Here is a 26,218-nt window from a genome sequence, read left to right on the forward strand (position 1 = left end):
CCAACTTTATACAGCCTTCAATGGCCCCTATTGCCACCAATTCATCATTTCCTGTCCACTTTTTCAATAAGCCATTTTTCCAAAAAGAAGGAATGGTATGTTTCTTGGCAGCTTTTTGGACTTCCTCCCAGTAATGAGGCAATTTGATAGTCCCTCCACCTAGAACTATTTCAGCAGGATTAAACAAGTTGATCATTCCGGCCAGGGTCATCCCTAAGGAATAGCCACCCTCTTTCACTACCCTCACTACGTTCGGATCCCCTTCCAACGCACGATAAAACATCTCAAAACCATCCAAACCTACTTTCTCGGCCATATACCTTCCTCCTGCAATTTCATCAAGTCTAAATACCCTTCCTTTCCATTCAATCGCAAAATATCCCAGTTCTCCGGCCCAGCCCTTCTCCCCTTCTAAAGTAAGTCCCTTTACCAGCCAAGCCGACCCGATGGCGGCTCCTACAAATACTACTCCTCCCTCTGAGAGTAGTCAAATTTTGGTAGTTTTCCTGGGTGGGATTTGCAATCCTACCCTACTATCCTTTTCAATTTGCAATTGAGGTCTCTCTCTGCTTCATTGCTGAAAGATTCCACAAATCAAAAAGGATTAAATTTTGTCTTATGGTTTTGAAATAGTTTTTACTATGGCAATAAAGTGAAAAATTTTATTAAAAAAACACCCCAGTACAGGGTATTTTTGGGGAATAGTGGCTGGTTTTGACAAGTTTTGTCGATTTTTTTGGGGTATGTAAAGTTGATAATAAAAGGACGATGAAACCCAACCCTCTCAATTCCTTGAATCATTTAGTTTAAGAATTCTCCCCCAGGTTAATGGTGTAAGTACATCGTGGAAAGTTGGAACATCCATAAAACCCACCATAGCGACCTTGCCTTTTCACTAGACTTCCACCGCATACGGGGCAGGCACCTGAAACTGAATTCTTGTTATTCTCTTTACTCCTTTTTCTTATTCTTCTTACGTGTCCCCTTCTTTCTTTCCCACCGAGCAACTTTATCTTGTCCAACCTGCTGGAAATACTCTTCATTTGTTCATAGGTGAGGATCGGTTCTTCGTCTTGTTGTCTGATGGTTTTTATGAGTTGATGAGCATAAATTACAGGAGTCCAATTCTTAACATTTTTGAGCACTGCCCTACCGGTAAAAACTACCAGAGGATAGAAGTTGAGATGCGGATATTCTTGGAGGGATTTCTTTAAAAAATAGACGTGTACCTTATTTTGGTTTATAGGATTTTTGAATGGGTACTGTTTACGATATAAGGTCTGTTTCCAATACTCGGAATTTTCATGTCCATGGATCCATCCCTTATAATTTTTGGTTTCGATTACAAAAATTCCACTTTTGGAAATCACCAGGTGATCAATTTGCGTGGTAGAATCGCCAACTTTCAGTAAAATATTACTAAGGACGATATACTTCTTTTTATTTAACCTCCTTAATCTAAGTGAAACCTCAAGCTCTCCCATTCCACCTTTGACCTTGGGAAAAACCACAGTTTTGAGATAGATATAAATCCCAAAAAAGAGGAAAACCAAAATGAATAATGGAAGCTGTGAATCCATCCCTAAAGATAAAAAATTAGAGATTGATTAGTTTATCAGCGAACTTGGTAGCCAACTTAGCAATTTATCCACTATACTGATTCAGATTTTCAGCAGAATCTATGAGTTCCTCTGCATACCCTTCCCAGCTCTCTTCAAACCAAATTTGATGAGGAAGGGCTATGGAATCAATGATTTGAACTGCTTTATCAAATTCTTTAAAGAGGGATTTGGAATGAGGCTTGGTCAGCAATACATCAATGGTGGACAGTGAATTTAAAAAAGAGAGATTTGACTTGAGTTGCTCCAGTGCCCCATAAATCTGCAGGGCCTTATTCTGTAGAAAGGCAGCTTGCTCCAAATCTAAACTGATGGCTTTCGCAAAATGGGAATCTGAAGACTTCCAATAAAAATCAAAAGTGAAATTAACCAGCTCAGTTTGTACCGTTCTATTCCTTTCGATCTTAGAAAGAAAATCGGTATCTCTGTCCTTTAATATCCGATTTACTTCCTCAAGAATATACTCCTCATTTCTTTTTATCCTATTGGAGGTAGTCGTACCTTTTCCTACTAAAAATAGCTGAATCAAATAATCTTTGGTATGCTCAAAAGTGGACTTTTCTGAAAGCGGAATTTCTTCGATCGCATCAAAGGTTAACCCCGCTGCATCCGAAAATAAAAGTTCTTTTGAAACAAATCTCCCCAATTCTGTTGAATCGACCTGATAGGTAAAATCCCCATTGACTTTTTTAATGTTTTGCTCTAATACTCCAATAAAGTTTTTGAGAAAATTCAACTGCAAATTCGGATAGGACGCAGCGACCCGCTTTAATTCTCCCTTTTCAAAGGAGAATTGCCGGTTCCTGGGATCAAAAAATAGAATTCCCGCATTTAGCGTCTCACCTAGAATAAGTCCATGTCTATATCGTAAAATGGAGTAAAAAAGTTGATTTTTCATTGCAGTGTTCTTTTCAATGCGGAAACAAAGGTAGATGGATTACTTCAAATCTAAGGCTAATCATCAAACCTTAAGCTATTCCCAATAACTCAAAAAGCTCGTGCATTTCAGAAAATCCTCTAGCTGGATTTTCTAAATCAAACTCATTGAGTCTTTTTGAATTTTCGATAGCAACAGGCAGTTTTTCTCTCAACCGCAAGTAGATGTCATTCCCCTCCTTGGTAAAATACTTTTGGGATTTTGAATAATCCCTTAAATTTCTTCTAAGGCGATCCTCGGCCCCTCCACAATCTTCAAACGGAGGTTGGGTAAATTCAAAATGAAGCAAAAACCAATACTCAATACAAGGCTGATTGATAATTATTTTCACATTCTGACTTGTGGCCAGCTGTCTTTTGTATTTCAAAAATTCATCAAGAGGTCTTGCTTGACCACTTTTTACCTCTCTTGTTTCTTTTATAATCACATCCATATCGACAATCCAAACCACTTGATCATAATCCTCTGCAAGGCGATTTACTTGCTCAAATTGATTGACCAAAGATTTCCGTTGAGGGATTTCAGGTTTGATCTGAAACCTGGCGTCAGACTCATTTCGATTAAGCATGGCGAAATACCAAGCCTCTGTTTCTCCATCTACGACAATGGCTATCTTAGGCTTCCCTCTTGAAAGTATGTTCTTTTTATTTCTCATTCTTCAGATCGATATAGAAGTCCCCCGTATTTGGAACACCTCCAAGCTTTCCGATTTTATAAGCATTGTATACATTACTAGTATTGCGGATCACAGACGAATCAAAATCAGCCAAAGAATATAGCTCAGTTGCACTTTCTTTATTCTTGTCTGTAAACCAGATCGCATCATTTCTATAGAGATCTCTATTGTCCAAAATCTCCCGGTTATGGGTTGTAGCAATCAACTGGGAATTTTTGGAATTCATCAAAAATGATAGAATAAAATGACTATACAGGTCTGGATGCAATGAACTTTCGAGTTCGTCTATGGGGAAAATCACAGGCCCTTTGATCATCATAATCAAAAGTCCGGCAAAGCCAAAATACCGTTGAGTCCCTTGAGATTCAGAAAAGAAAGGTAAAGAATACTTCGAGCCTTTTACAGTATGTTCAAATTCTAAATTTACAGCCTTTACTTTTCCTTTATTGATGAAATCATTAATTCTTTCTGGATGAGTTTCAAATCTAGCTTTCAAATATTCCAATAATCCTTCTGGCATATCTTGTTCATTCTCCTCCATGAAGATATCCGAAATATTGAAATCAGCTTTTCTGAGAATCCTGGATATATCCTGCTTCTCTATTTCACCAGAGCCAATTTTACCCAGCACATAAGTATCCAGCTCTGTTTTGGTTAAAACAAGTGGTTTAAGTTGCTTTTCAAACCAATCCCCTACCTGTTTTAACTCATCGATCTGAATATTCGTCTTGAGGTAACCACCCAGCACCGTATTGTTCCATAGGGTATTGGACTCCAAGGTCTTTTTATAGACCTTATCCACCGAAATCTTACTTCCAAACTTGATCTCAGTAAATCGGTTTTGCACATCAGTCGTCCTTCTGAAAATATTGGCCTTATTCGGATGGAAGTAGGTTAGTTCCTCTGATAGAATCGCATTCTTATTGAATTCGACCCTGTAGGCATACTTTATCTCTTCCTGTATAAATTCAATGGCAAGTAAGGAAGGTTGACTTGGCGTCTCCTCATCGAAAAGAAAAGGTGAGAAATTAAGTTGGCTTGTTTTCTTCTCCTCTGGCTCTAGCACCAAATCCCGAAGAAAATCAAGTGCTTGAAGAATAGTAGTTTTTCCGGATGCATTTGCTCCGTAAATGAGACCAAGCTTTAAAATTCGATGTCCGCTTTTAGTAGAAATAAGGTACTTATCCTCTAAATGAGTGGAACTATCCGCCTCAAAGGAAAGGGTTTGCCTTTCTTTAACGGGTCCGAAATTCTGTACACTGAAGTTAAGAATCATTAGCGTAGTAAATTAGAGTAAATAGTAAACCTAAAATCAGGAAGAGATCGCAAAAGTACTTCAAAAATAATGATATTTCGATTTTTTAATTCAAAATTGTAAATCATTTACAAATAGTTGGATAAAAATTAAAAAAATGAGTTTTTAAGCTCTTTAGCTAAGCTTTTAAAACTCCGAATTAAAAGGCTTAAGCTTTATACCTCTTAAAATTCTCCGCCTGCTCAAAAATCTCCTGGTAAACCTCATCCCGATCAACAGGTGGATAGTCGTTTTCTGCCAGGAGAATAATCAAATCCACCTTCAACTCGGCCTTGATATCTTCCCGCTTGCTCCAGTCGGTATATTTGGCTTTGTCATCGACTACATCTTTGACTTCCTGGGCCAAGTGGATCAACTTATCCTCCGGATAGACGAAATCATATTTAATTGCCAATGCCTTGAGAATATCATAGAAAGCTTTTTCCTCAAAGTCTATCCCCAATTCTGCAAAGGATTCCTTCTCCTTCTTCATGGCATAGTAGAGGTCGATGATCTCATTGGTAAAGTCTTCCAAAACCTCGCTTTGTAATACATCGGCCTCCTTCCTCTCATTGTATAATTCTACCAAGCGCTGCATCTTTTTCGAGAATTCAATCCCTTTGATCTTATTCACCTTTTTGAATTCATCAATGGCCTTTGCTAGCAACTTTTGCAGCAATTTAATTTTGGTATTGGGTAATTTGATTTTATCGATCTTGGCCAGATAGTCGGCTTCGAAAATATCTACCTCCTTCTCATCTTGTTCTCCCAACTTGAAGATCTCCTCTACTCCTTCAGAGATGATAGCCTCATGGATCATTTCCCGCACCTTGGCATTCATCTGATCAGTATCCGGAGCCTCACCTTTGGTCAACTTGAATACAATTGATCGAACAGCGATGTAAAAATGAATTTGATCTTTCTCCGCATTGCTAAACACCGAACTACCCGAACAAATGTCATAGGCCGCTTTCATCCGCTTGACCAGATTCATAAATCGTCGCTCTAATTGCTGGGTTAATTGCACGAATTCCGCAGCCATGTTTAGGACATGCAACTGATCTAAAGGGGAACCTGAATAATATCGGGAAGCATCAAAGTGATGAAACATTGCTTTGAGGAGATCTAAATGATCTTTCACCACCACAATGGATTGCTCTATATCCTCAAAGTTTTGACTATCTACTTTGGAATATTGCTTCAGGGCCAAGTTCATCTGCTTCTTGATGCCTATGTAATCTACCACCAAGCCTTTTTCCTTTCCTTCAAACTTCCGATTGACACGAGAGATAGTCTGAATCAGCGAATGCTGCTGCAAGGGTTTGTCGATGTACATGGTGTCCAAAAAAGGAACATCAAAGCCTGTCAACCACATATCCACCACAATGGCAATCTTGAAATTGCTCTTGATATTTTTAAACTGTTTATCCAGCTCCTTTCGGTATTCCTGAGTACCCAGAAGGTTCCAAAGCGCCTCTTTGTCATCCTTGCTTCGGGTCATGACCAGGTTGACTTTAGCCAAAGGCTTCAATTCCCGTTTGTCTTTTTCGGAAAGCTCCACTCCCGGCTCCGCCTCACGGATATCTCCCCAATCCGGCCGCAAGGCCAAGATTTCTTGGTACAATATGTAGGCGATCTCTCGGGTACTCGTCACAAACATGGCCTTTCCAGCCAGGGTGCTTCCCTCGGCCACCCGGTTTTCGTAGTGTTTGACAAAATCTTCTGCAATTGCCCGAATCCGATGGGGATCTCCTAAGATGGTCCGCATCTGAGCCATTTGCTTTTTACTTTCCTCAATCTGGTATTCATTGCCTCCATCTTCAGCTACCATTTGATAGTAGTGCTCGATCTCCTGCAGCTTCTTATTCTCCAGCATGACCTTAGCAGCCCGACCTTCATAGACGATCCGAACTGTAATTTCATCCATCACCGATTCAGTCATGGTATAGCTGTCCACGATCTCCCCGAAGACATCCATAGTCGCATCGATGGGCGTTCCGGTAAAGCCTACATAAGTCGCATTGGGTAGAGAGTCATGGAGATGCTTCGCAAAACCAAAGCTTTTCTTCACTCCTTTTTCGGTCACCCGAACTTTCTGATCGAGATTGGTTTGGCTGCGGTGAGCCTCGTCGGAAATGCAGATCACATTGCTGCGCTCCGTCAGGAGTTCGGTGTCTTCGTTAAACTTATGGATGGTAGTCAGAAATACTCCCCCACTGTTTCTTCCTTTGAGTTCCTGGCGAAGTTCAGCCCGGCTGCTAACGCTCTTGATTACATTATCTCCGATAAAGCGCTTGGCATTGGTGAACTGCCCGCTCAACTGATCATCCAAGTCCGTACGGTCGGTGATCAGGACAATGGTCGGACTAGCAAAGTCTACTGACTTCATCAGCAAGCGCGTCAAGTAGAGCATCGTAAAACTCTTCCCACAGCCCGTCGCTCCAAAGTAAGTACCTCCTTTTCCATCCGCCTTCGCTAAAGCTTCGGCGGACAGGTCTCCTTCTTCTTTTTTTCGATGAATTACAATATTATCATAAAGCTTTCTAGCCGCATAGTACTGCGGATAGCGACAGACGATCTTTTCTTCCTTCTTGGAAGTATCCGGGAGGTAGATAAAATTGTGGATGATATCCAGCAAGCGATGCTTATCCAGCATGCCCTTGATCAGGGTGTACATCGCATCGATCCCATGGACTTTCGTGGATTTTCCGGTCTTCGGGTCGATCTCTTTGTCCAGTCCTTCGATCTTTCTCCAGGCATAGAAGAACTCATAGGGCGCAAAAAAACTTCCGGCCTTGGTATTCACACCATCCGAAATCACGCAGAAGGCATTGTACTTAAATAAATCAGGGATATCTTTTCTATATCGAACCGTCAGCTGTCGATATGCTTCATGGATTCGAACCCCTTCTCGTATGCTAGACTTAAACTCAAAGACTACCAGTGGAAGGCCATTCACATAGAGAATCCCATCCGGGATACGCTTCTCAAATCCCTGAATCTCCAACTGATTGACCAGCTTAAAAATATTGTTTTCGGGATGGGCGTAATCGATCAGGGAAATATAGAGATCCTTTTGCTTCCGATCTTCCCGCTTGAGCAAAAAGCCATCCCGAACCCAATGCATAATGGTCTTATTCGTCTCGTAAAGGTCCGAGGCGGGTAACTTTTCCAAATCCCGGATAATCCCAAAGATCTCATTTGGAGTGATTCCCTCTTGGGCATAAGATTTTTTGAGAAACTCTTCCAAATCCGCCCGAATCAGGACTTCTTCCTTTCCACGAATAATCTCCTCTCCCGGCACATAAGGATAGCCCTGCGCTTCCAAAAGCGAGATAAAGGCTTGTTCGAGTTGGGATTCGGCGAATTTCAAAATATTGGGAAGAAATTAAAAGGTGAACATATATCCAAAGCTTAAAAACCAGGAGGTTTCAAGATCTTGAACCAGAATAGTCGGTTTTTCGGAAAATCGGTCGCTTGGAATTCCGTTGCTGAACTCTTTTGCAAAAACGTCTACATAACCGCGGGCCCAACCCACATCAATAACCAAATGATTTTTTTCTCCCAGTGATATTCCTCCTCCATAAAGCATTCTTGCCCGGACTTCCTCACCCAAAGAAACACCTGTGCCAACACTTAAATGAACTCCACCATAAATAGACCCTAATTGAATTCTTCTCCCAGCATGAAACAGAGCTGATACTCCAACTTCTCCCTTAAGTGAATTTTCTTCCACAACCTGAAATTCCTGAGTAGAGTCTGGTAAATTGAAGGTTTTTAACCCAACACGCTTATTTTCTAAACCCGATAGAAAAATTCCTGGCCCCACGGCCCAATACCAAGGAGATCGGCCAAACTTAATGGGAGAAAGATGATAGGTCTGCAAATTGGAAGCTGAGTCTTTTGGAATAAAACTCATTTTGATTTCTGCTTCCTCTCCTGTGAATTGGATGGGGAGAGATGTGTAAGTAGTATTTGTATAAAGTTGATAGACACTCAAAAATGATTTTTCTTCATTTCCCAAACTAACTAGGGCCTGTGCCTTTGTCCATATTTTTGAGAGCTCTGCATAAGCCTTCTCTATATTTTCTCTTTCCTTAGCTATCTCAATCCCTACAGGCTCATCTTTAATTTTTCTTAATAAGGAAATTACCTTCGCATTTGAAAAAAAATCATCATAGGCTTTCTTTCCTAGGTTCTGCTTACTTTCAATTGTTTTAAGTTGAGACCGAAGACTTTCAAAAGTGTTCATTGTACTTTTTAAATCAATGGGTTCAAAACTTTGAGCTGGTTCAACCTTGGAAAGCATCTTTCTCTTTTTAAACTCATAGATTAACGAATCCACAAGCTTCACCTGATCCGTGAGATTTTTCCCTATGCCTTTAAGGGTGTCTTCCTGTGTATTGAGTACTTCTTTAATCCTGTTTATTTCCTTATTTAAAGCATTCAAAGAATCTTTATCTACTATCTGTTTCATATCTGGGTCCTTTTTTATCGTAGAATCACCTTCTACTCCCTGTTGTTCTGTAGTAATATCTAAGTCCTTAAATATTCCTAGAACCCCTTCCAATCCACTAAGGTCAATCGATCCAAAAACAGGAAAATCCAAGGCCTTGCTGTAATAAACTGTGTCTTTGACCTGCAACTCTACGCGGTAATTATTCAAATTGATACCATCTACTTTTACCCGATAAAAGTCTCCAGTTTTTATTTTTTTAGGAACTGAGATAGACCCACCATCGCCAAAAGTAAAACTCACTTCTTTGACTAATGGATATGATTTATTGACTTCCTTGGTCTTTTTAGAGGGTGCAGATGATCCATTTGCTCCATCTTGAGCTAGTGCAAAAGTTGACATTCCAGCCATCAATAGAGATAAAACAATAGGCATTTTCATAAAAATCAAATTTAAAGTTTCACATAAATTAATTATCAATAATCTTCTCAATTATTCTCCTCTCCCGGAACTTAGGTATGGCCCTGCGCCTGCAAAAGCGAAATAAATGCCTGTTCGTTTGAGATTCGGTGAATTTCATTTGTTAAAACACTTGGTAATGAATGCTAGAAAAATCGAGTTTCTCATCAAATTTTAGGTTCAAACCCTCATTCGGAATTACTGTTGTATAATTAGAAGGTGCTCGAGGAACAAAATTCTCCTTTTCGAGTCCAATTCTTACATTTTCAATATATCCCTTGACATTACTGGAATCTATCCCTTCCAATTGACTTGCAAAAAGATCATCAATTGCAATGGAAACGCTATTTAGTAATTCTGAAAAATCGGTACCATTCCCCATTTTAAAAACCTTAAAAAGCCTTTCAATCTGAATCGATATCAATTCAGAAAGCAAATTCCCAACAAAACCTTGATCCAAAAGCAACAAAAGCAAAAGAAGATTTACTTCACTAGTTTTTCTATCATAGGAGACTCTAAATTTGTGAGGATCATTTGTTATAGTTTTTACAGATTCATTTTTGGAGGCTTGCCTATCCATTTCTTTTACAGGAACAAAAGATGTAAAGTCTAGCAGAGATCCAATTTTCTTTAGAAAATCCTTCCGTTCTGTAATTCTTGGAAAAACATACAAAACAGAATTTTCCTGAATTTCCGGGTTCTCGGCCAACTTTCTCAAGGTCGAATGTTGTGTGTTTCCAGCTGCATCATTAAACGTAAAACATACATGCTCCGCCAAAGCTCCCTTTGACTTTTCAAAAGAAGATCCTGACCGATTACTGTACTTTCTTCTTATTCCTGCTTTGTATTGCAGGAAAAGCATTCTTGCCTGCTGTCCACCCGGCAAGGCATAATTTATCGAAACATCATATCCGCCTTTTTTTGGATTGGCCTCTTCTCCTTGAGTAAGTCCAATGGCAAAAAGACAAGTTTGTTTTGAAAACTCTGGCCAAACTCCTGTAGCAATCAGATCCTTAATCGGAGAATGATCCATATACCAAAGAAATGATTTACTCAGGTTAAGCAGTTCATTGGTGATATTCAATTCAAAAGTCTTCTCGTTGATTTCTTTTTTCATAAAAGATTATGGTTCTAAATCCTTTAAAAACTTCATAATTTCTAGATAGCTTCTTAAGAATTGATTGTCATTCGAATTGGTATTCGGTGAATTTTATTCTGCAATAATTTCAACACCAATGCTAATCAGCAATGCTTCAAATTGGTCTTTATCCTTTTCTTTAATTTTTTCCAAAATAAACGTGGCTGTTTTTTTCATTTCTGGGATGTCTATTGGAATCATACCTCTTTCAAATAATCCTTCAAGGTGTGAAAACTCATTATTAATTCTATCTGTCATACTTGATGCTTGCCTATCATCACCAAAGAATCTTGTTAGTTTGTCGTCTCTATCAAGTGCGTTTGGATATTTGTAAAACAGGAATGCCTCTAAAAATTTACGTGTATTGTTCCCAAAGTTGTAAAAGAGGCTGTGTTGCGTTTCATCATCAGTATTAGCATTAGCACACAAATAAATTTGATGAAACAGAAAATTAAACTCCGTTACATAATCTTTTAAATACTTTGGCATCAATTTAACCTTGCTTGTTTCACCCTCTCGAGAAACGATAAAATAACCTCTTTGAGAATTGTTGCCAGCAGCAGGTATCCTTTTCAAATACTTTAAAAAGTCAAGATTATGCGTGGAAATAAAAAGTTGTTCAAAGTCCTGCTTCGCAACAATTTCGGAGTTAATAAGACTGTAAACAAAGAAAATATGATTGCTATCTAAACTTGAAATCGGGTCGTCAATCCAAATAATAGGTTTGCTTCCTTTTGTTTCAACGTCTTCAAGCTTTGCCATAAAATAACAGAAAGCAATTAAACTGCATTCGCCTTCGCTTAAATGGTGAGCTTTTTTACCGTTTCTGATAATTTCAAAACGAATTTTTTTACCTCCTAATTGGTCGGGTTCTTCTAATGCTTGTAGTGTTAGAAAATCGTGTCCGAAAAAATTGTTGAGATATTCATTTACTTTCAAAGCCCCCTTTTCTTCATCATTCATTAATCGCTCTTTGTCTTCAATAGCTTTGATTTGATTTTGAATTTTTAAGTCTATATCTGCTTTTTCCTGGGCTTTGGTATCAGCATTTGCCTTTAGACCATCAATCCTTAATGCCTCAGTTGAATACTGAATTGAATTTGCAAAGTCGCTCACTTCCCTTAAACGCAATAACCTTTTTGCTTCGGTTTGCTCGCCTCCAAGTAAAGTGCTATAAGTATTTGCTTGCGTTCTTATGTTTTCAAAAATTTGCCAACACCACTCAAGGCGTTTACTATTGTCATTTACTGAGGTAAATGTTTTTGTATTTAACAGGTCATTCTTCCGATTTGTTAATTGCTCAGAAATTTTAATTAGTTCTAATTTAATGCTATCAATTACATATTGTCGAAAAGCAATTAGCCGGTCAATGTCTTTGTGATATTTGGTGTAAAAAACTGCTTTATTAATGCTCAAACAATTATTCAGTGCTGCTATCTGTTGTTGAATTTCTATATGTAAAGCATCAATTTCTTTTTCAAGTTTTTCTGATTCTTCATCAAAATGACTATCAAGTTCTTTCCACCGATCTTCTGTTATTTCACTTCCACAAAAAGCACATTTATCTAATTTGTCTTTATGATGTTGTCTTCCTTCTTTAACCCAACGATTTAACACAGCATTTTTTACCAACTGTGCAATTTTATCCGAACTGCTAATAGGTTTGGTAATGAGTTCTTCCGCTTTACTTGAAATATTTGGTATATCAATAGTATGTTTTAATAGTGGCCTAATATCTTGATTTACTCTCTCTTTTAGCAAGGTATCTTTTTCAATTACCTGTGTATCTGTTAAAGGAGTAAAAGTGGGTTGATTAACAATGCCTATTTCATCTTTAAGCTTGCTTATATTGTAGTTTTGGTCGCCAAATCGGTCTACCTTGTATCGAATTCCGTTGGGATTGTTTGTGGCCTTATAACTTAATTGTTGATTAAGGGTTGAATTTGCAGACTCATATGCTTGTTTTGAAGTAGTTGCAATTTCCTTGGCGTTTTTCAATTTTAAATAAAATCCTGTTTCACTGCCTTCCTCATTATTCCCGAGTGCTAATTTTAAAGCATCTATTTCGGCTTGGATGTCAGCATTTCCTCCAAGAATTGCAAATGGGTTAATGCTTTCATCAGGATTTACAATAAAACGTAGATTGTCTCTAACAAAATCTTCATTAAATACTCTTATCTTTTTTCCATGTGACGAAAGATTTGCTTGTTTTGCATCTGCTAGATCCTTAATGCTAACTTCAAACTCAGGGTTTTCATACTTATCTGAAATTTCACCCTTTTCTAATGCCCTGACAATTCTTGATAAGGTTGTTTTCCCTGAATAGTTTCTACCATAAATCACATTGATGTCCTTGAATAGCTGAACATTGCTTGCGGCATCATGCACCGAATTATCCCAAACAAAATTTCGGAAAACAGCCAGATTCTTTATGGTTTTAAACTTTGTTATCATATTTATTCCACTGTAGCCAATTTAGAAAGCAACAACTCTTTCAATTCCATTAGCTTTTGGTTTTCTGACTTTTTTATATATATTTTATTTTGTATTGTAGTTGCGAGCTTGTTGAATTTCTTCAAAAGTTCTTTATCAGGAATAACAGCAGGATAGTCCATTATCCATTTCTTATCACCCCGGGGCATTTTTGTCCCTTTGCTTCCCGCCATTACATATTCAAAAAAATCATCTTTCTCAACTACCTGATATAAATAAAGAGAAGGAATATTTGATTTTGGAACTAAACATAAAACATCATTAGAACAACCACCATCAAAGTTTGCCAACCAAACTTTCTTGAAATACGGTCTGATATTCGAAATCAAAATATTTCCTATTTCAAAGCCCGTTGTTGTAGAAACATTCGGAAGATTGTTTGCGATTGTTACTCCACCACGCTCTTTCAACATATTCTCGGTAGAAATGTAATTTTCTAAACTAAGCTCAATTATCGAGATCCTGTCCTGGGAATAGCTGCATAAATCCCGAAGAAGGCCAAACCTCCAACCCTCAGGCAAATTCTCCAAATCAATTCCCTCCACAAACCACTCCTTATAAATAGCCTCTGCGGATTCTTCGAGTTTTTGTATGAGTTGGTGGTTAAGGGCTATGCGGTTTTGGATGGTGTTGAATTCTTTGACAATTTCCCGTTGTTTGTCGATGTGGGGGATGGGGAGTTCCGTTTCGCACATTTCATCCCAATCAAAAATCTCGCGGACGCTACCATGAGACTTGAAACGTGCGTAACGGTCAAATTCGGGTCGCCTGAACCACATCATCAGATATTCAGGATCTAATAATTCGTGGTCAATTATTTTGAACACCGTGTAGGCTTGTGAAACTAGAGCGATATCTTCACTGTCAAGCATCGCTAGGCCAATTTTGTCACCACGCCTGGATGTATCTGGTATGTACGTAAACTGTCCTCGCTTAACAATTTTATACTTGGTGAAATCGGTTCCAACTGTATTTGCAATAGAAGGAATAAATTTCTTCTGAACACTAACGCCCAAAAGAGTTTCTACATCCAAGTTTTTATTCCTAATATCAACTTGCCTAATAAAAGGTCCGAGCGGCCTATAATTCAATCTCATAGCCCAACTCTTTAAACACGTTTAGTAAATCTGCTTTAGATTCCGCTTCTTGTTTTAGCAAGTCTGAAAACTCGCTTTGCAGATGGCCCATTTTTTCATCAAAGTCAATATTCTCATCGCGGTTTACAAATTCTATGTATTTGCTGGGTACCAACGAAAAGTCTTTGGCTTTAATCTCATCAAGCGAAGCCGCATAGCAATACTCTGCAATGTCTTCGTATTCGGTGCCCGCTTGCTGCCATGTGTGGTAGGTTTTGGCAATGTCTTTAATGTGCTGCTCTGAGAATTGGGTAAATTTCTTTTCAAAAGGTTCGCCTATTTGGCGCAAATCCAAAAAGAGCACTTCGTTTTTTCGGTTTCGGTACTGCCGTGTTTCTTCGGGCAAAACAACCGTTCGCTCCGTTTTATTATTGTTTAAAATCCAAAGCGTAACGCTAATGTCGGTAGTATAAAACATGCTTCTCGGCAGAATCACAATGGCTTCAACCAAGCCGTTTTCTACCAATTTCTTTCTAATCTTATATTCTTCTCCTCCAGCAGAAAGGGCACCGTTGGCTAATATGAATCCAGCTATACCATTTGCGGAGAGTTTACTTACCATATTTAAAATCCAAGCATAATTAGCATTGCTAGTTGGCGGTACGTCGTACCCACTCCATCTTGGATCATCAAACAATTCGTTTGAAGCTCGCCAGTCTTTTTGATTGAAAGGCGGATTTGCCATAATAAAATCAGCCTTCAGATCGGGGTGCTGATCTCTGGCAAAAGTATCGGCCGGAACACTACCTAAATTGGCTGAAATTCCCCGAATAGCCAAGTTCATTTTAGCCAGTTTATAAGTAGTGGCAGTGTATTCCTGCCCGTAGATAGATATCTCCTTTTTGTTACCGTGGTGGCTCTCAATAAACTTAACTGATTGCACGAACATGCCGCCAGATCCACAGGCTGGATCGTAAATAATTCCTTTGTAAGGCTCAATCATTTCGGCAATGAGGTTAACAATACTCTTTGGCGTATAGAACTCTCCTTTTCCTTTTCCTTCAGCCAATGCAAACTTGCTTAGGAAATACTCATAAACCCGACCAACGATATCCTGGTCTTTATCTTTAAGGGTGTCGATATTGTTAATTGTATCAAGTAAAGCCGCAAGTTTGCTTACATCCATATTGAGTCGGGAAAAGTAATTATCCGGCAAAGCACCTTTGAGAGAAGGATTGTTTTTCTCGATGGTATGCAGAGCGGTATCCACGATCAGGGCGATTTGGTCCTGCTTGGAGTTTTCCATTACATGGGACCAGCGGGATTCCGGAGCGAGGAAAAAGACATTCTTCATATTGTAGAACTCCTTCATCTCCAGGTATTTCTCCTTTCCTTCTGCGATCAGTTCGGCGCGTCTTTCTTCGAATTTGTCCGAAGCGAACTTGAGGAAGATCAGGCCTAGGACTACGTGTTTGTATTCCGAGCTCTCTACTGTTCCTCTGAGTTTATTGGCCGAATCCCAGAGGGTTTCTTCCATGGATTTGGTATTCTTTTGGGTAGTTTTTTTTGCCATTAGCTAGTAATCTTTCCCTTAAAGCTAAGGAATCAAGAGATGTTTTTAGGTTTTGCAGACGAAATTTGTCACTGATTATTTTTTATCGATTTAAGTTGATCACTATATGGGAGGATAGCTTTTTCCACTTTCTCAACGATTTCTTGAATCTTTGGCCAGGCGGAGTTTAGAGATTTTTGTACCTGCTCCGGATCAGGTTCAATTCCCTCTTCTTTTTCAAATCTCCAAGGAAACATGAAATGAACCAACCATTTTTTACCGTAGGGTTTTTTGTGATCAGGAATGGATTCAAGGGCATTTTTCAATAACTCGTAGACTTCAGGACTAGAGGGAGCAATGACAGTTTTGAATACTGCATTCTTCTTATTCCAATAAAAATCGAGTTCAAATAAAAAACTTTCTTTGTTGGGCCAGCCTTTGCCATCCCTTGGAATGATTTTATCTAACGCGGGAGTTAAAAAGCGAATATATCCTTTGTTCTGTGAACCTTCTATCCATCCGGATTGCTTTACCTGTTCTTTAAAGTAAGGAAGTAACTCGGTGGCTAAATCAGACTTATGTTCCAGAATAAAATTAAACAGGGTTCGATGGTTTTTGAATAATTTATTGGCTAGTTCGTTTGCAATATCATTTTTCATCAATTCTCTTTTTAAGGTGGTAAGGTAATCCTGAATGTACTGTCTCACGCCCGGGAGTATATTATCACCATACACGGAAAGGATATTTTGTGCATGAGAAACCAACTCCTCGTAAGAATACGTAGCATAAAATTCTGATTCATCTGTCTGCTTAGGAGTATCTCCATTTGGGGTCAAGTATACAAATGCCTTTTTGGACATTGGAAAAAACTCATTCACCAATTCGCGATACTTAGTTAGCTGCCTAGAATGATCGTGAGAGTAAAATTTATTTTCGATACAAACCACCAGTTCGTCAATAATGAGTAATAGATCTATATTTTTCCACTCTCGTCTAATTTCTACCTGGGTAAAATTGAGCTGTTCAATCTCCAATTCGTCTAATTCACTAAGTACTTCAGATGTGGCAATATCCCGGAGAAATTTGATTAGAAAAACCTTTCCCAAACCATGACTTTCATTGGGATTAAGCAACCATGCTAAAAAATTAGAATGACGAATTTCAGCATTGCCAATATTCAGAATATGAAAAATATTGGGTTTCCCCAATTCCAATTCAAGCCGCTCAAAGTCCGGATCATTTAGTAAGTCCTTGTAAGCGGATCTGATTTCTTTTTGTTCGGCTTCAGTCATTATTTAATTGAATTAAAGCGAGAAAATCATTTTCTGAAAGAATTTTTATTGGAAAACCCCTTTGTGATAAATCTTCAGCTTTTCGGTGCTTTGAGCTTTTCTCATATCCTGCAAGCCGATAGGAATCCTGCAAACCAACGACTAACAAGGTGGTCTCTTTATTGACTCCATCTTGTACCCGACATCCTGCCTCAGCTGCAATTTCAGCATAAATAGACCTCGATTGAGACAAGGTTCCTGTAAACACAACAGACTCCCCGTACAAAATACCATTTGGGTTTCCTTCCTTTTTATATGACCTCTCTTTTCCTGTAAAATCTTTTTGGTGGATTGGAGCATAAATTCGAGTCTCCCAGTCCTTAAGTGAGACGTTTGAATGATGTAGAGCTTTTTGAATTACCTGACCAGTGGCAAGTGCATCTTGCAATGCATCATGGGCTTGAAAGCTTATCCCTAAATGAGTTGTGATTTTTCCAAGTGCATAGCCTGAATTTGCAAACTCAGGCCATGCCCTGCGTACAACTTTGGCCGAGTCCATCCATATAGGATTCCAAAAAGGTAATTGATATCGTTCACATGCTCTATTTATCGCATTTCTATCAAACGGCATGTGATGGAATAATCTCCGACCATTCACTTTTTCAGCAAGTTCTTTAGAAACTTCTTGAAACGAAGGACTTCCATCTATTAGATCAGAAGTAATTCCATGAATTCGACTTAGGTATGGATCAAAAAACTGCTTAGGATCAATCAGTGAATCCCAAGATGAGATCAAATCAGGTCCATCGAATTCAGCTAATCCTATTTGACATATTGAGGAGTTGTCCAGATTGGCCGTTTCTAAATCTATGACAAAAAAGTGGTTTTCCATTATTAACAAATTTCAAAAAGCTAGTTATAGAACATTTTCCAAAAATGAAATACCATAAAATGGGTAAAAATCCAGTGAAATAGCTTTTTTTCTCAGAAATCCAATAATTAGGAATTCTATTATAGTATGGTGCTGGAGCACTTACTAAACTAACTGGAAACTGAGACCATAAATAGCATGGATCTTCCCAATTTTTATCGAGAGAAGCATGGCTTGCCTGCCTGAGGCGGCTAAATATTCCGATGATCGCAAGGTATGGACTGATACTGCAGAAGTAAAGAACAAGGCGAGTGGACAGCCTCATAATTTCTGCCGCCTACCCCTAGGCCCAAAATCACCAATAGTACATCTCAAAATATTATTTTTTAATTACCAAACATTGCAGAATTATGTCATGCCACCCTTGTTTTCTTTTAGTGAATCCGATAGCTATAATTCCAAGTCCTAATGGAATTGCTACAAATGTTCCAACTAAAATCCTTAACGCGGCTTTAGGGAAATCCAACCTGGTACCATCCTCATTTACTACCTTTAGGCTTAGTACTCTTTTCCCCAAAGTTGCTTGGTGAGTTGACCCTTCTGTTATTCCATAATAAGCCATCCATATAAGTAATAATTGGATGAAATCAAGAAAGGCAAATAGGGATGAATTTTCGAATTTACCTTGAAATATCCATCCGAATATAGAAGAAGGTATCCATAAAATTAAAGTATCAATTATGCCTGAAAATAAACGTAGCCAAAATCCAGCATAACTTGTTTCTTCCAATTTCAAATCTTGATTATTTTTCACTAATTACTTAATTCAAATTTATTCCTCTTTTTAAGATGTGGATTTATATCAGGATTTAATGTTCTGCCCATCAAAGTGCTTAGTCAAAGGAAACAGAAGTCTCCCTGTCCACGCTCCAAAGTCGAGAATTGTCTCTATGAGCAAAATTTGGTTAATTCCATTCAGAGTTTCTATCGTTTAGTTGCTGTAAAAACGTACAAAAGCCTGTTCGCAAACAAAATCGTAATATTTTCCCCTTTTATCCTGTGGTTGTTTCATAGTTGACTGTATTTTAGAGTGAGGCATGAAGTTTTGAAGCTACCCGAAGATTTCACAGCACTTCATTGTCACCCAAACACAAACTTTGATAGAAGCGCAAAACTTGTTTTACCTGCCGGCATGGTAGGATTGACCACCGATCCACCACTTTTAGGCAGGTGCTTTTCTAAGGGCTTTTTTGTCAGGGTTTCTTTTCAAGTTTGTAAGTCATAAGTTTTCCATTTGTCACACTTGCAACATTGCCAACATTTTTCTTGTAATAATTAAGGTATTCTGCCAGTTTAGTTTTATCTCTATTTTGAAGTTGGGTTGCTTTAATTTCTAATAACTTTTTATACTTTTTTACTGGTGTTTCTAGTTTGGCTTTTGTACTTGTAATTTCATATTTCCAAGCTTTGTCAGTACTTGTCCAAGTCATTCCAACTTTAATGTCCTTAGGGATTTCAACACTTTCTGTATGGGACTTATTGTCGTAATAATAAACTATCTGATTTTCAGTTCTAAAGTATGCGGTGTCGTTTTTGCCCCAAGAGTATTGGATTAGTCTTACACTATATTCTTTTCCTCCGATTAGTTTTTTTTCTTTAAGGTCAATATTTTTCACAAAGCTTTCAGTGTCGGTGTACTTAAAAACAACATATTCGCTTAATTCCATTGGGAAATAATCATTTTCTTCTACGTCTACCTGAATCATACTTGTCAGAACACCTAAAACAAGCGCAAGGATTGATGATTTTACTTTCTTCATTTTTGTTTCTTATTTGTAGTTTTAAAGCGCGTCAAAACGACACCGGCTATGGCTATTGCTGGATTTGAAACCGACTTCTCCCCTGCAGGCCTTCAATTTTATTAGTTGTAACATCTTCATTTTTAAGCAGTCAACCCGTATTTGCTATAGCCCACATGATCTAATTTAGTTCGTAAGAGAAGTATAACCAAAGAGAAGATATTATGGATACCGAAGTTTCTCCTATTTATTCATTGGGATCGATGTACACAAGCGTCAGTGGAGTGTTTCGATCTTTACAGCCAACTGCCATCACAAAACCTTCAGTCAGGCACCTGATCCGAAAGCCTTGAAGTCTTACTTGGATAAGTTTTTTCCAAAATATCTGATCATCTGCTGCTATGAAGCCTTCAAAGTAATCAAACCAATTCCAAAATTTGATAAGTAAAAAGGACCGATGGTCTAATAACTCCTTTCATATTACCCCCTACTTCCCATGTATTCCTTTCCCAAAGCTGAGGATTTTGAAGCACCTTACTTCCAGCAAAGATCACCAGCCTCTTTTGTGGACATAAGCTAAGATATCCCTATTTATGATCTAGGGTAAAGCTATACTTGATCCCTTTCGCCTACATATTCACTTCCTAAAACATTCGCTTTCAGTAATACAACCCTCTGCAATAGAAATAAAGTAGAATTAACCGACCAAAAAAGGGGTTTCCCCCTCATTTTAAAATGGAGATTCCATCAAAATATAATCCACCGCCTTTTGAGCTTTGGAAGCTGCCTCTATCAGAATATTTTTATCCTTTTGAAGGATGCTGATCCAATTTTGGATATATGCCGCATGGTTAGAAATCAAATCCTCATCCAAAATCCCCGTCATACCTCCCAGGTACCCGGCACCCATTTCAGCAATCAGTTCCTCCTTGCTGTATTCTTCTGTTCCAAACTGGGTTGGTTCAATGATTCCACTTCTTCCAAGTCTTCTCTCGCTTCCCGTTGAATGAACCAATTCATGAAATAGCACACTGTAGTAACTTTCAGCCCGTTCAAACCTCCCAATGTCTGGAAGCGTAATGCAATCTTCTTTGACATGATAAAAAGCTTCATTTCCTTCAATTCGAATCTTCGGCGGATAAAGCATTTCTTCAAAAATAGCTTCACACTGTTCAATCGCCGGAATTCCATTATTCCCAGAGTCTATTCCCTCCCAGTCTATACCTTCAATATCTGAGATACAAAAAACCTTGTATTCTTTCACATAAGAGGACTTGGTCACAAAATCTTTAGGATAATATTGCAAGAGATCCATAGGAATCTTTTCCCCTGTTTCCTTATTCCGATAAACAAAATTCCAATAACAGATCGGAATACTTTTACTTCCTTTCTTCACTTTTCCACCCAGCTCCTGAGTTTGCTTGAATGTCAGGTAAAAGGGTACATTATGTTCTTGTGCTAAAAGAATCCAGAGGTTGATTCCCCGGTATGGCTTCTTGGTCAAGTAATTACTGGGTAAACCCAAATCTCCCCAAGGTTTCTTCCAGGGAATTATCCCACTTTCCAACTTCTCCAAAATCAAATCTGTCACCACTTGATATAGGTCTCTTGGTGAATTATTGGAAATTTTTCCCCTTGATTTTCTTTTCGAATTAACCCCTATTGAGTTGATCCCTTTTCTGTTTTTTGCTGTAGTCTTCATCTTTCTTTACGTTTTAGGTTAGACATGAACTGATACAGCGAATCCCAGCGGAAAGGAGGCACTAAGTGCAAGAGGAAACGGAATAAACCAGCAGAGGCTAGGAGCGCTGGCTTTATGCCGTAGTCTCTTGCCTCCTGTGCATCCTCCCCGCTATTTTTGTTGGAGCAGGGAGTAGAAAAAATCTAGAATAATTAATAAATTCTTAAAGAGGAAAGAGTTCGGACTAAAGAAACACTGAAATTGAAAGAATTAAAAAACTACTTAGTAGAAATAAGTAAAGAAATCTTATAGTAGGGTACTTAATCTTCCAATAATTTATTAATTCTCAAACCGTTTCGAGAGTAATTAATTCAACTATCTAAATTACAAAATAAAGTAATCTGCTACCTAAGTTTTCATAAGACATGGAAGGAAACTCAAAGAATTAAGCACCATATTTAAAAAAAAATTAAACGAGACTGTATCAAACTATTTTCCCAAACTCTCTATCAAAGGCAGTCACCTTTTTCCTGGACTTATGCTTTACAGCAGATTCATACTTTTCAATCAGCTCTAAAAGTTCCTTTCTAAATTGGCTATCATCAATTGGAAATCCAGAAAGGTTAAAATTATCGTTTAATGTTCTTATCAGATCTTTTGGATAGACTTTCTTCTTATAAAATGCGGCATCGGCCACATGAATAATTTGGTTGTCGATATCTTGGAAAATCACTCCTTTATCTGACTTTTCCAGCATAGAGAGAGATTCTTTAACTAATTTTCTGAAGTTCATAGAGTATTTTACTACTTTTAAATAAAAAAGATTCAATTTCTATCAAAATTTTTCAACTAGTACTGAAGCATAACTTATTGACAGACTATTAATTTCGGTTTTCAGTTAGAGCTTTCATTTTAATCACTGATCAGAACTAGTGGTTACCATAATCAAGAACTCCTCACAATCAAAGATTGACATCTATTCCTAGAAATTAAAAGTATTTCATTAACAATTACTTACAAATCAATTACTATTTCTTGAAAATGAGTTTGAGAAAAAAATTTACCTCATACATTTGAACAGACCAAATAAAACGTTAAAAGTTATGTACAAAAAATTTAAATCAATCGCAATACTTGCTATTTCAAGCTCAATAATTATTTCAGCTTCAATAGCTTGTGGTTCCAAAAAAGAAAATCAATCTGAAGAAACTCCTGAAAAAGAAGTTGTAGAATCACCTCAAGAAGTTTCTAAAGAAATTATGGAAGAAATGCCTACTGAACAAGATTCCATTAGCGATTAACACTAAAACTGAGGAAATTCTCGCCCTTTTATCCAAATTATCAACGCTAATTAAATTCACCATTATTTTTCTATTTAAATTGAACTGATCAAAAAGGCATTCGAGCAACTAAGACAGCTAAGATCTTAATCTATTATTTTAATTGGACTAAAGATTTTTAGCTGTTTTTTTAATCTATTCCCTATCTTAAACATATATAATATATAAACCCACTAATTTGCATCGAAATAAATTAACAATAATATTATTTAGGCAAGCTTTTTATTTAATACAAAACAATGGTAACTAAAATTAAAAATGATCAATAATTTATTACTAAAATATCAATAATTTAATAATCAGTGTTTTTTAATTCTTATTAAGACCCTTTAAATTTTATAAGCAAGACTTTTGAAAAAAAAATATTCACTGAATTAAATCATAACAAATCAATTTATTTTGAATCTTGAATTTATAAATGTCTTAGAATAGCTTTTATCAAGTAAATTTAAATTTCACAAAGCAATTATTTAAATTTTTTATCTATTAACCTTCTAAATTTAGGGGAAATCAAAAGTTTACCTCTCTTATAGTCCATAAAGAAATCTAAGTCTCCGTTTTCTTTAAAGACAAAAGTTCTACCATCCTTTAGACCTTCAGTGTAAGAAACTGTCCTTTTTAAGTTTCCATTTTCATAAAACTCTTTCCACTCTCCTACCTTTAAACTCCCCTCAATCCGACCTTTTATTTTTGTTACCCCATTCGGATAATACTCTACAAATTCCTCCATTTTTTTCACAATTCTTTTTTTTCTTTACAACAACTGTCCCACGCACTATAATAATGATAAAGCACCATTGAAGTAGCTTCACCAAAATTGATGTAAATAAATTGGTATTATTTGTAAATAAAACGAAAAATATTAGTAACTGGATATTTGGAAAGACTGTTGCAAAGATCTGAATCTTTTCAAGAGTAAACACGCTCAATTCTAAGGGTTTTACTAATTTCAAAATAAAAGCTATTTAAGAAAAGTTTTTAGGCATTCTCAAAATTTTAATCCCCCTTCACTATTTAGTCATCCTGTTATCTCAATACAAATATGGGGCTTCTCAGCTTAAAATATCTAACGCAGCTCATAGCTTAGGTGTATAAAAAACTCAAGAGAATATATTTAAAAAACCAGAAATAGTGAATCATATAAATTCATCACTTTCTAACCTAGGAGAAAATGACGTAATAATTAGGTGAAAATTTTCAAAACAATAATAAAACGATCCTTATTATTTGAATCTTAAATCTAACAATCATCAACTAAATCTAGAATCTATTATTTTTTCCATTTACAATGGATTTCATAAATAGTAAGCCTTATAGATTTATAAATAATATATACCACTTTTGATCTCCACACAAAAACCTAGACAAAAAAATAGCGTTTGCTTTAAGTAGGCTAATCAAGATTTTATGAATCGAATTTCAGCAAAAGTATTGTTATCTATTTTTTGACCTCTAAGACAGCCATATATTAGGCTCAACTAAATAGGCCACACCTCTGAAACCACTAAACTAAATGAAGCACTGAAAACCATAAACCTATAAACACCCATCAGTTTCTTGTACATAAAGATCGTTAAACCCTCCACTTCTTACGAGGAAAAGACTGAAAATAATCAAGAAGTAGTAAATCAATTCGGTCTTCGTTGATCTAAAATCAAAGAGGTCACACCTTCACAGGATAGATTCTTAATAGTATTTTTAAAAAAAGACAACAACTCCGAAAAAGCTAAACTTTTACAAATCTCCGTGCATCTAACTTACCTGAATAGAGTATTCAAAAAAATCACCGTATAATTAAAGCTGCCAAAGCCGGTGTATCCAACATCCGTTCAAGTTCCTCCTCAATCAGTTGATTCACTTCTGATTTGATCCTTCGATAGTTTTCCAAAACCTCTTCACCGTGTAATTTCCTTACAGCAGGAATCGACTGATAGCTTTTTTCTTCCCTGGCCAACTTCTCATGGTCATTTTGAATCTCACAGTGAAAAGCTTTTAACTCTATCTTTTGAGATGGATCATCCGCCACAATCCCCACAAACTGACCAGAAGAAAGCTGGGAAATTGTCGAAGGGGGAACAGCCAGTTCCAACTGAGTCGAATGGCTTATTGAAGTATCACCTGAGTTGATCGAAAGACTTCTTCTGGATTGATTGATTTTTCCGATACGATCCGAAATCTGCTTGGCCGTATCTCCCAATACCTGCCCCGAAATGATATTCCCTACTGTATTCATAATCACCTCAGCTTGCTCCCTTCCATAATCTTTTTTCAACTGACTGTAATCCTGCACACCCAAAGTCGTGGCCACCTTATTGGATCTGGCAGTAGCAATCAACGAATCAATCCCATTAAAGTAAATGGTCGGAAACTCGTCAAAAATCAAACTGGACTTCAAACAATTTTTTCGGTTCACCAATTTGGTGATTCGGGAAATATACAATGATAGTACAGCCCCGTAAACCTGTTGCTTTTGGGGGTTATTACCCATACAAATAATCTTTGGTTCTGCTGGATTATTGAGATCCAAGGTAAATTCACTCTGGCTTAGTACATAGTAAAGTTGAGGAGATGCCAATCGGGCCATGGTTATCTTGGCACTGGCGATTTGTCCCTCCAACTGTTCAGCCGCCCCGTGCAGGAAGGCCGAAACAAAAGGGTTGATCAAAACCTCAATTTCAGGTTCGGTCCGTAACACTGAAAAAAGCTTGGGATACTCTACCTGCATTAATTCAATCACATGAGGAAGTGTACAAAATTTTCCTCCCCGATACTTTTTCAAAAACCAAATAACAGCCGTCACGAAATTGATGGGAGATTCCACAAAGAAATCTCCCTGCTTTTTGATCCACTCTCGGTTTAAACCCAGCATAATGGTTCTGGAAGATTCTGAAGCATCCGTAATATCAGTCATCGTACTTGGCTCCAAAGGATTACATCGATGGCTGGTTTGAAGATCATCAAAATTGATGGTGTAAAACTTGGGTTCTATCGGATAGGACTTCCTGAATTTCAATAGGTTATTGTAGGCAATCCTCGAAAGGTCATCATATTTAAAATCATAAATAAACATGGAAAACCCTTTACTCAAATGTTGGGTGATGATATGACGTATTACAAAATACGATTTACCGGCACCTGGTGTACCAACCACGAGGGTGGCACGAAAGGGATTTATGATATTCAGCCAACCGGAGTATGCCTGTTTCTTTAACTTAAACCGGGTAGGTAAATTAACTGAATATTCATTTTCCAATAGTCTTTCTTCCTGAGGGAAGGTCTCCTCTAGATGATTGAATATCGCAGGTAAAAACCCATCTCTAATAACCCTTGAAAGCTTTCCCCCAATCATCAGAATTCCTAACCAAGCAATCCACAAAATCAACAAGTAAACTTCTTGTTCAAAACCCCAATATTTAATTCCATAACTGGAAAACCAAAAGACCCCGTTCCAGAATAAAAACCAAGCCCCCAAGACATGCCACTTAAGATCTATATTCTTTTTCCCTTTCGCACCTAAAAGTGAGATCCAAAGTAAAATCAGCGCTGTAACCTTAAT

General features: G+C 37.5%; 20 protein-coding genes. 1 reads left to right on the plus strand and 19 read right to left on the minus strand.

What is annotated here, in order from left to right; translation table 11 throughout:
- The 17 genes from G457_RS21595 to G457_RS0114620 form a co-directional block, all read right to left on the minus strand.
- Positions 1-448: ROK family protein (locus G457_RS21595; protein ID WP_162142708.1), on the minus strand; the 448-nt coding region annotated here is incomplete at its 3' end.
- A gap of 358 nt (positions 449-806) precedes the next feature.
- On the minus strand, positions 807-1,580 hold the full coding sequence (locus tag G457_RS0114535) for an NERD domain-containing protein (RefSeq protein ID WP_026947124.1): 774 nt from the start codon (positions 1,578-1,580) through the stop codon (positions 807-809).
- A gap of 64 nt (positions 1,581-1,644) precedes the next feature.
- Positions 1,645-2,517, minus strand: coding sequence for a DUF3037 domain-containing protein (locus tag G457_RS0114540; RefSeq protein WP_026947125.1), 873 nt, complete (start codon positions 2,515-2,517; stop codon positions 1,645-1,647).
- 70 nt (positions 2,518-2,587) lie between these two features.
- Complete coding sequence (locus tag G457_RS0114545; RefSeq protein ID WP_026947126.1) at positions 2,588-3,211, minus strand: RloB family protein; 624 nt, start codon at positions 3,209-3,211, stop codon at positions 2,588-2,590.
- Positions 3,201-4,508 carry an AAA family ATPase gene (locus G457_RS0114550; RefSeq protein ID WP_026947127.1) on the minus strand — a complete coding sequence of 436 codons (1,308 nt, stop codon included), beginning with the start codon at positions 4,506-4,508 and terminating at the stop codon, positions 3,201-3,203. The genes G457_RS0114545 and G457_RS0114550 overlap by 11 nt, the downstream gene beginning before the upstream one ends.
- A 187-nt stretch (positions 4,509-4,695) precedes the next feature.
- On the minus strand, positions 4,696-7,899 hold the full coding sequence (locus tag G457_RS0114560; RefSeq protein ID WP_026947128.1) for a type I restriction endonuclease subunit R: 3,204 nt from the start codon (positions 7,897-7,899) through the stop codon (positions 4,696-4,698).
- Between the two features lie 15 nt (positions 7,900-7,914).
- Positions 7,915-9,423, minus strand: a complete 1,509-nt coding sequence (locus tag G457_RS0114565; RefSeq protein WP_035484055.1) for a hypothetical protein — start codon at positions 9,421-9,423, stop codon at positions 7,915-7,917.
- Positions 9,424-9,565: 142 nt separating this feature from the next.
- On the minus strand, positions 9,566-10,558 hold the full coding sequence (locus G457_RS0114570; RefSeq protein ID WP_026947130.1) for a hypothetical protein: 993 nt from the start codon (positions 10,556-10,558) through the stop codon (positions 9,566-9,568).
- 93 nt (positions 10,559-10,651) lie between these two features.
- Complete coding sequence (locus tag G457_RS0114575) at positions 10,652-13,033, minus strand: AAA family ATPase (RefSeq protein WP_026947131.1); 2,382 nt, start codon at positions 13,031-13,033, stop codon at positions 10,652-10,654.
- Between the two features lie 2 nt (positions 13,034-13,035).
- The gene (locus G457_RS22605; protein WP_211230233.1) at positions 13,036-14,106 is read right to left on the minus strand and encodes a restriction endonuclease subunit S; all 1,071 of its coding nucleotides are present in this window, start codon (positions 14,104-14,106) and stop codon (positions 13,036-13,038) included.
- Positions 14,107-14,152: 46 nt separating this feature from the next.
- Complete coding sequence (locus G457_RS0114585) at positions 14,153-15,721, minus strand: type I restriction-modification system subunit M (RefSeq protein ID WP_026947132.1); 1,569 nt, start codon at positions 15,719-15,721, stop codon at positions 14,153-14,155.
- A 68-nt stretch (positions 15,722-15,789) separates the two neighbouring features.
- On the minus strand, positions 15,790-16,992 hold the full coding sequence (locus tag G457_RS0114590) for a PDDEXK-like family protein (protein ID WP_026947133.1): 1,203 nt from the start codon (positions 16,990-16,992) through the stop codon (positions 15,790-15,792).
- Complete coding sequence (locus G457_RS0114595) at positions 16,985-17,863, minus strand: exonuclease domain-containing protein (protein ID WP_035484057.1); 879 nt, start codon at positions 17,861-17,863, stop codon at positions 16,985-16,987. Before G457_RS0114595 ends, G457_RS0114590 begins: the two co-directional genes overlap by 8 nt.
- 358 nt (positions 17,864-18,221) lie before the next feature.
- Positions 18,222-18,656, minus strand: coding sequence for an RDD family protein (locus G457_RS0114600; protein ID WP_026947135.1), 435 nt, complete (start codon positions 18,654-18,656; stop codon positions 18,222-18,224).
- 439 nt (positions 18,657-19,095) lie between these two features.
- A complete protein-coding gene (locus G457_RS0114605) occupies positions 19,096-19,662 on the minus strand; it encodes a hypothetical protein (protein ID WP_026947136.1) in 567 nt (188 codons plus the stop codon).
- A gap of 709 nt (positions 19,663-20,371) precedes the next feature.
- A complete protein-coding gene (locus tag G457_RS0114615; protein WP_051260841.1) occupies positions 20,372-21,343 on the minus strand; it encodes an ArdC family protein in 972 nt (323 codons plus the stop codon).
- A gap of 463 nt (positions 21,344-21,806) precedes the next feature.
- Positions 21,807-22,115, minus strand: coding sequence for a hypothetical protein (locus G457_RS0114620; RefSeq protein WP_026947138.1), 309 nt, complete (start codon positions 22,113-22,115; stop codon positions 21,807-21,809).
- A 310-nt stretch (positions 22,116-22,425) separates the two neighbouring features.
- On the opposite strand from G457_RS0114620, the gene G457_RS0114625 reads away from it, so the two are divergent.
- Positions 22,426-22,623 (plus strand): hypothetical protein, encoded by a 198-nt coding sequence (locus tag G457_RS0114625; RefSeq protein WP_026947139.1) that lies wholly within the window; start codon positions 22,426-22,428, stop codon positions 22,621-22,623.
- 505 nt (positions 22,624-23,128) lie between these two features.
- Here G457_RS0114625 and G457_RS21605 read toward each other — a convergent pair.
- On the minus strand, positions 23,129-23,392 hold the full coding sequence (locus G457_RS21605) for a toxin-antitoxin system YwqK family antitoxin (protein ID WP_026947140.1): 264 nt from the start codon (positions 23,390-23,392) through the stop codon (positions 23,129-23,131).
- Positions 23,393-24,445: 1,053 nt separating this feature from the next.
- Positions 24,446-26,218, minus strand: a 1,773-nt coding sequence (gene mobC, locus G457_RS21610; RefSeq protein ID WP_035484059.1) for a conjugal transfer protein MobC, incomplete at its 5' end; no start/stop codon positions are given.

The organism is Algoriphagus marincola DSM 16067 (assembly GCF_000429405.1).
GTDB lineage: Bacteria > Bacteroidota > Bacteroidia > Cytophagales > Cyclobacteriaceae > Algoriphagus > Algoriphagus marincola.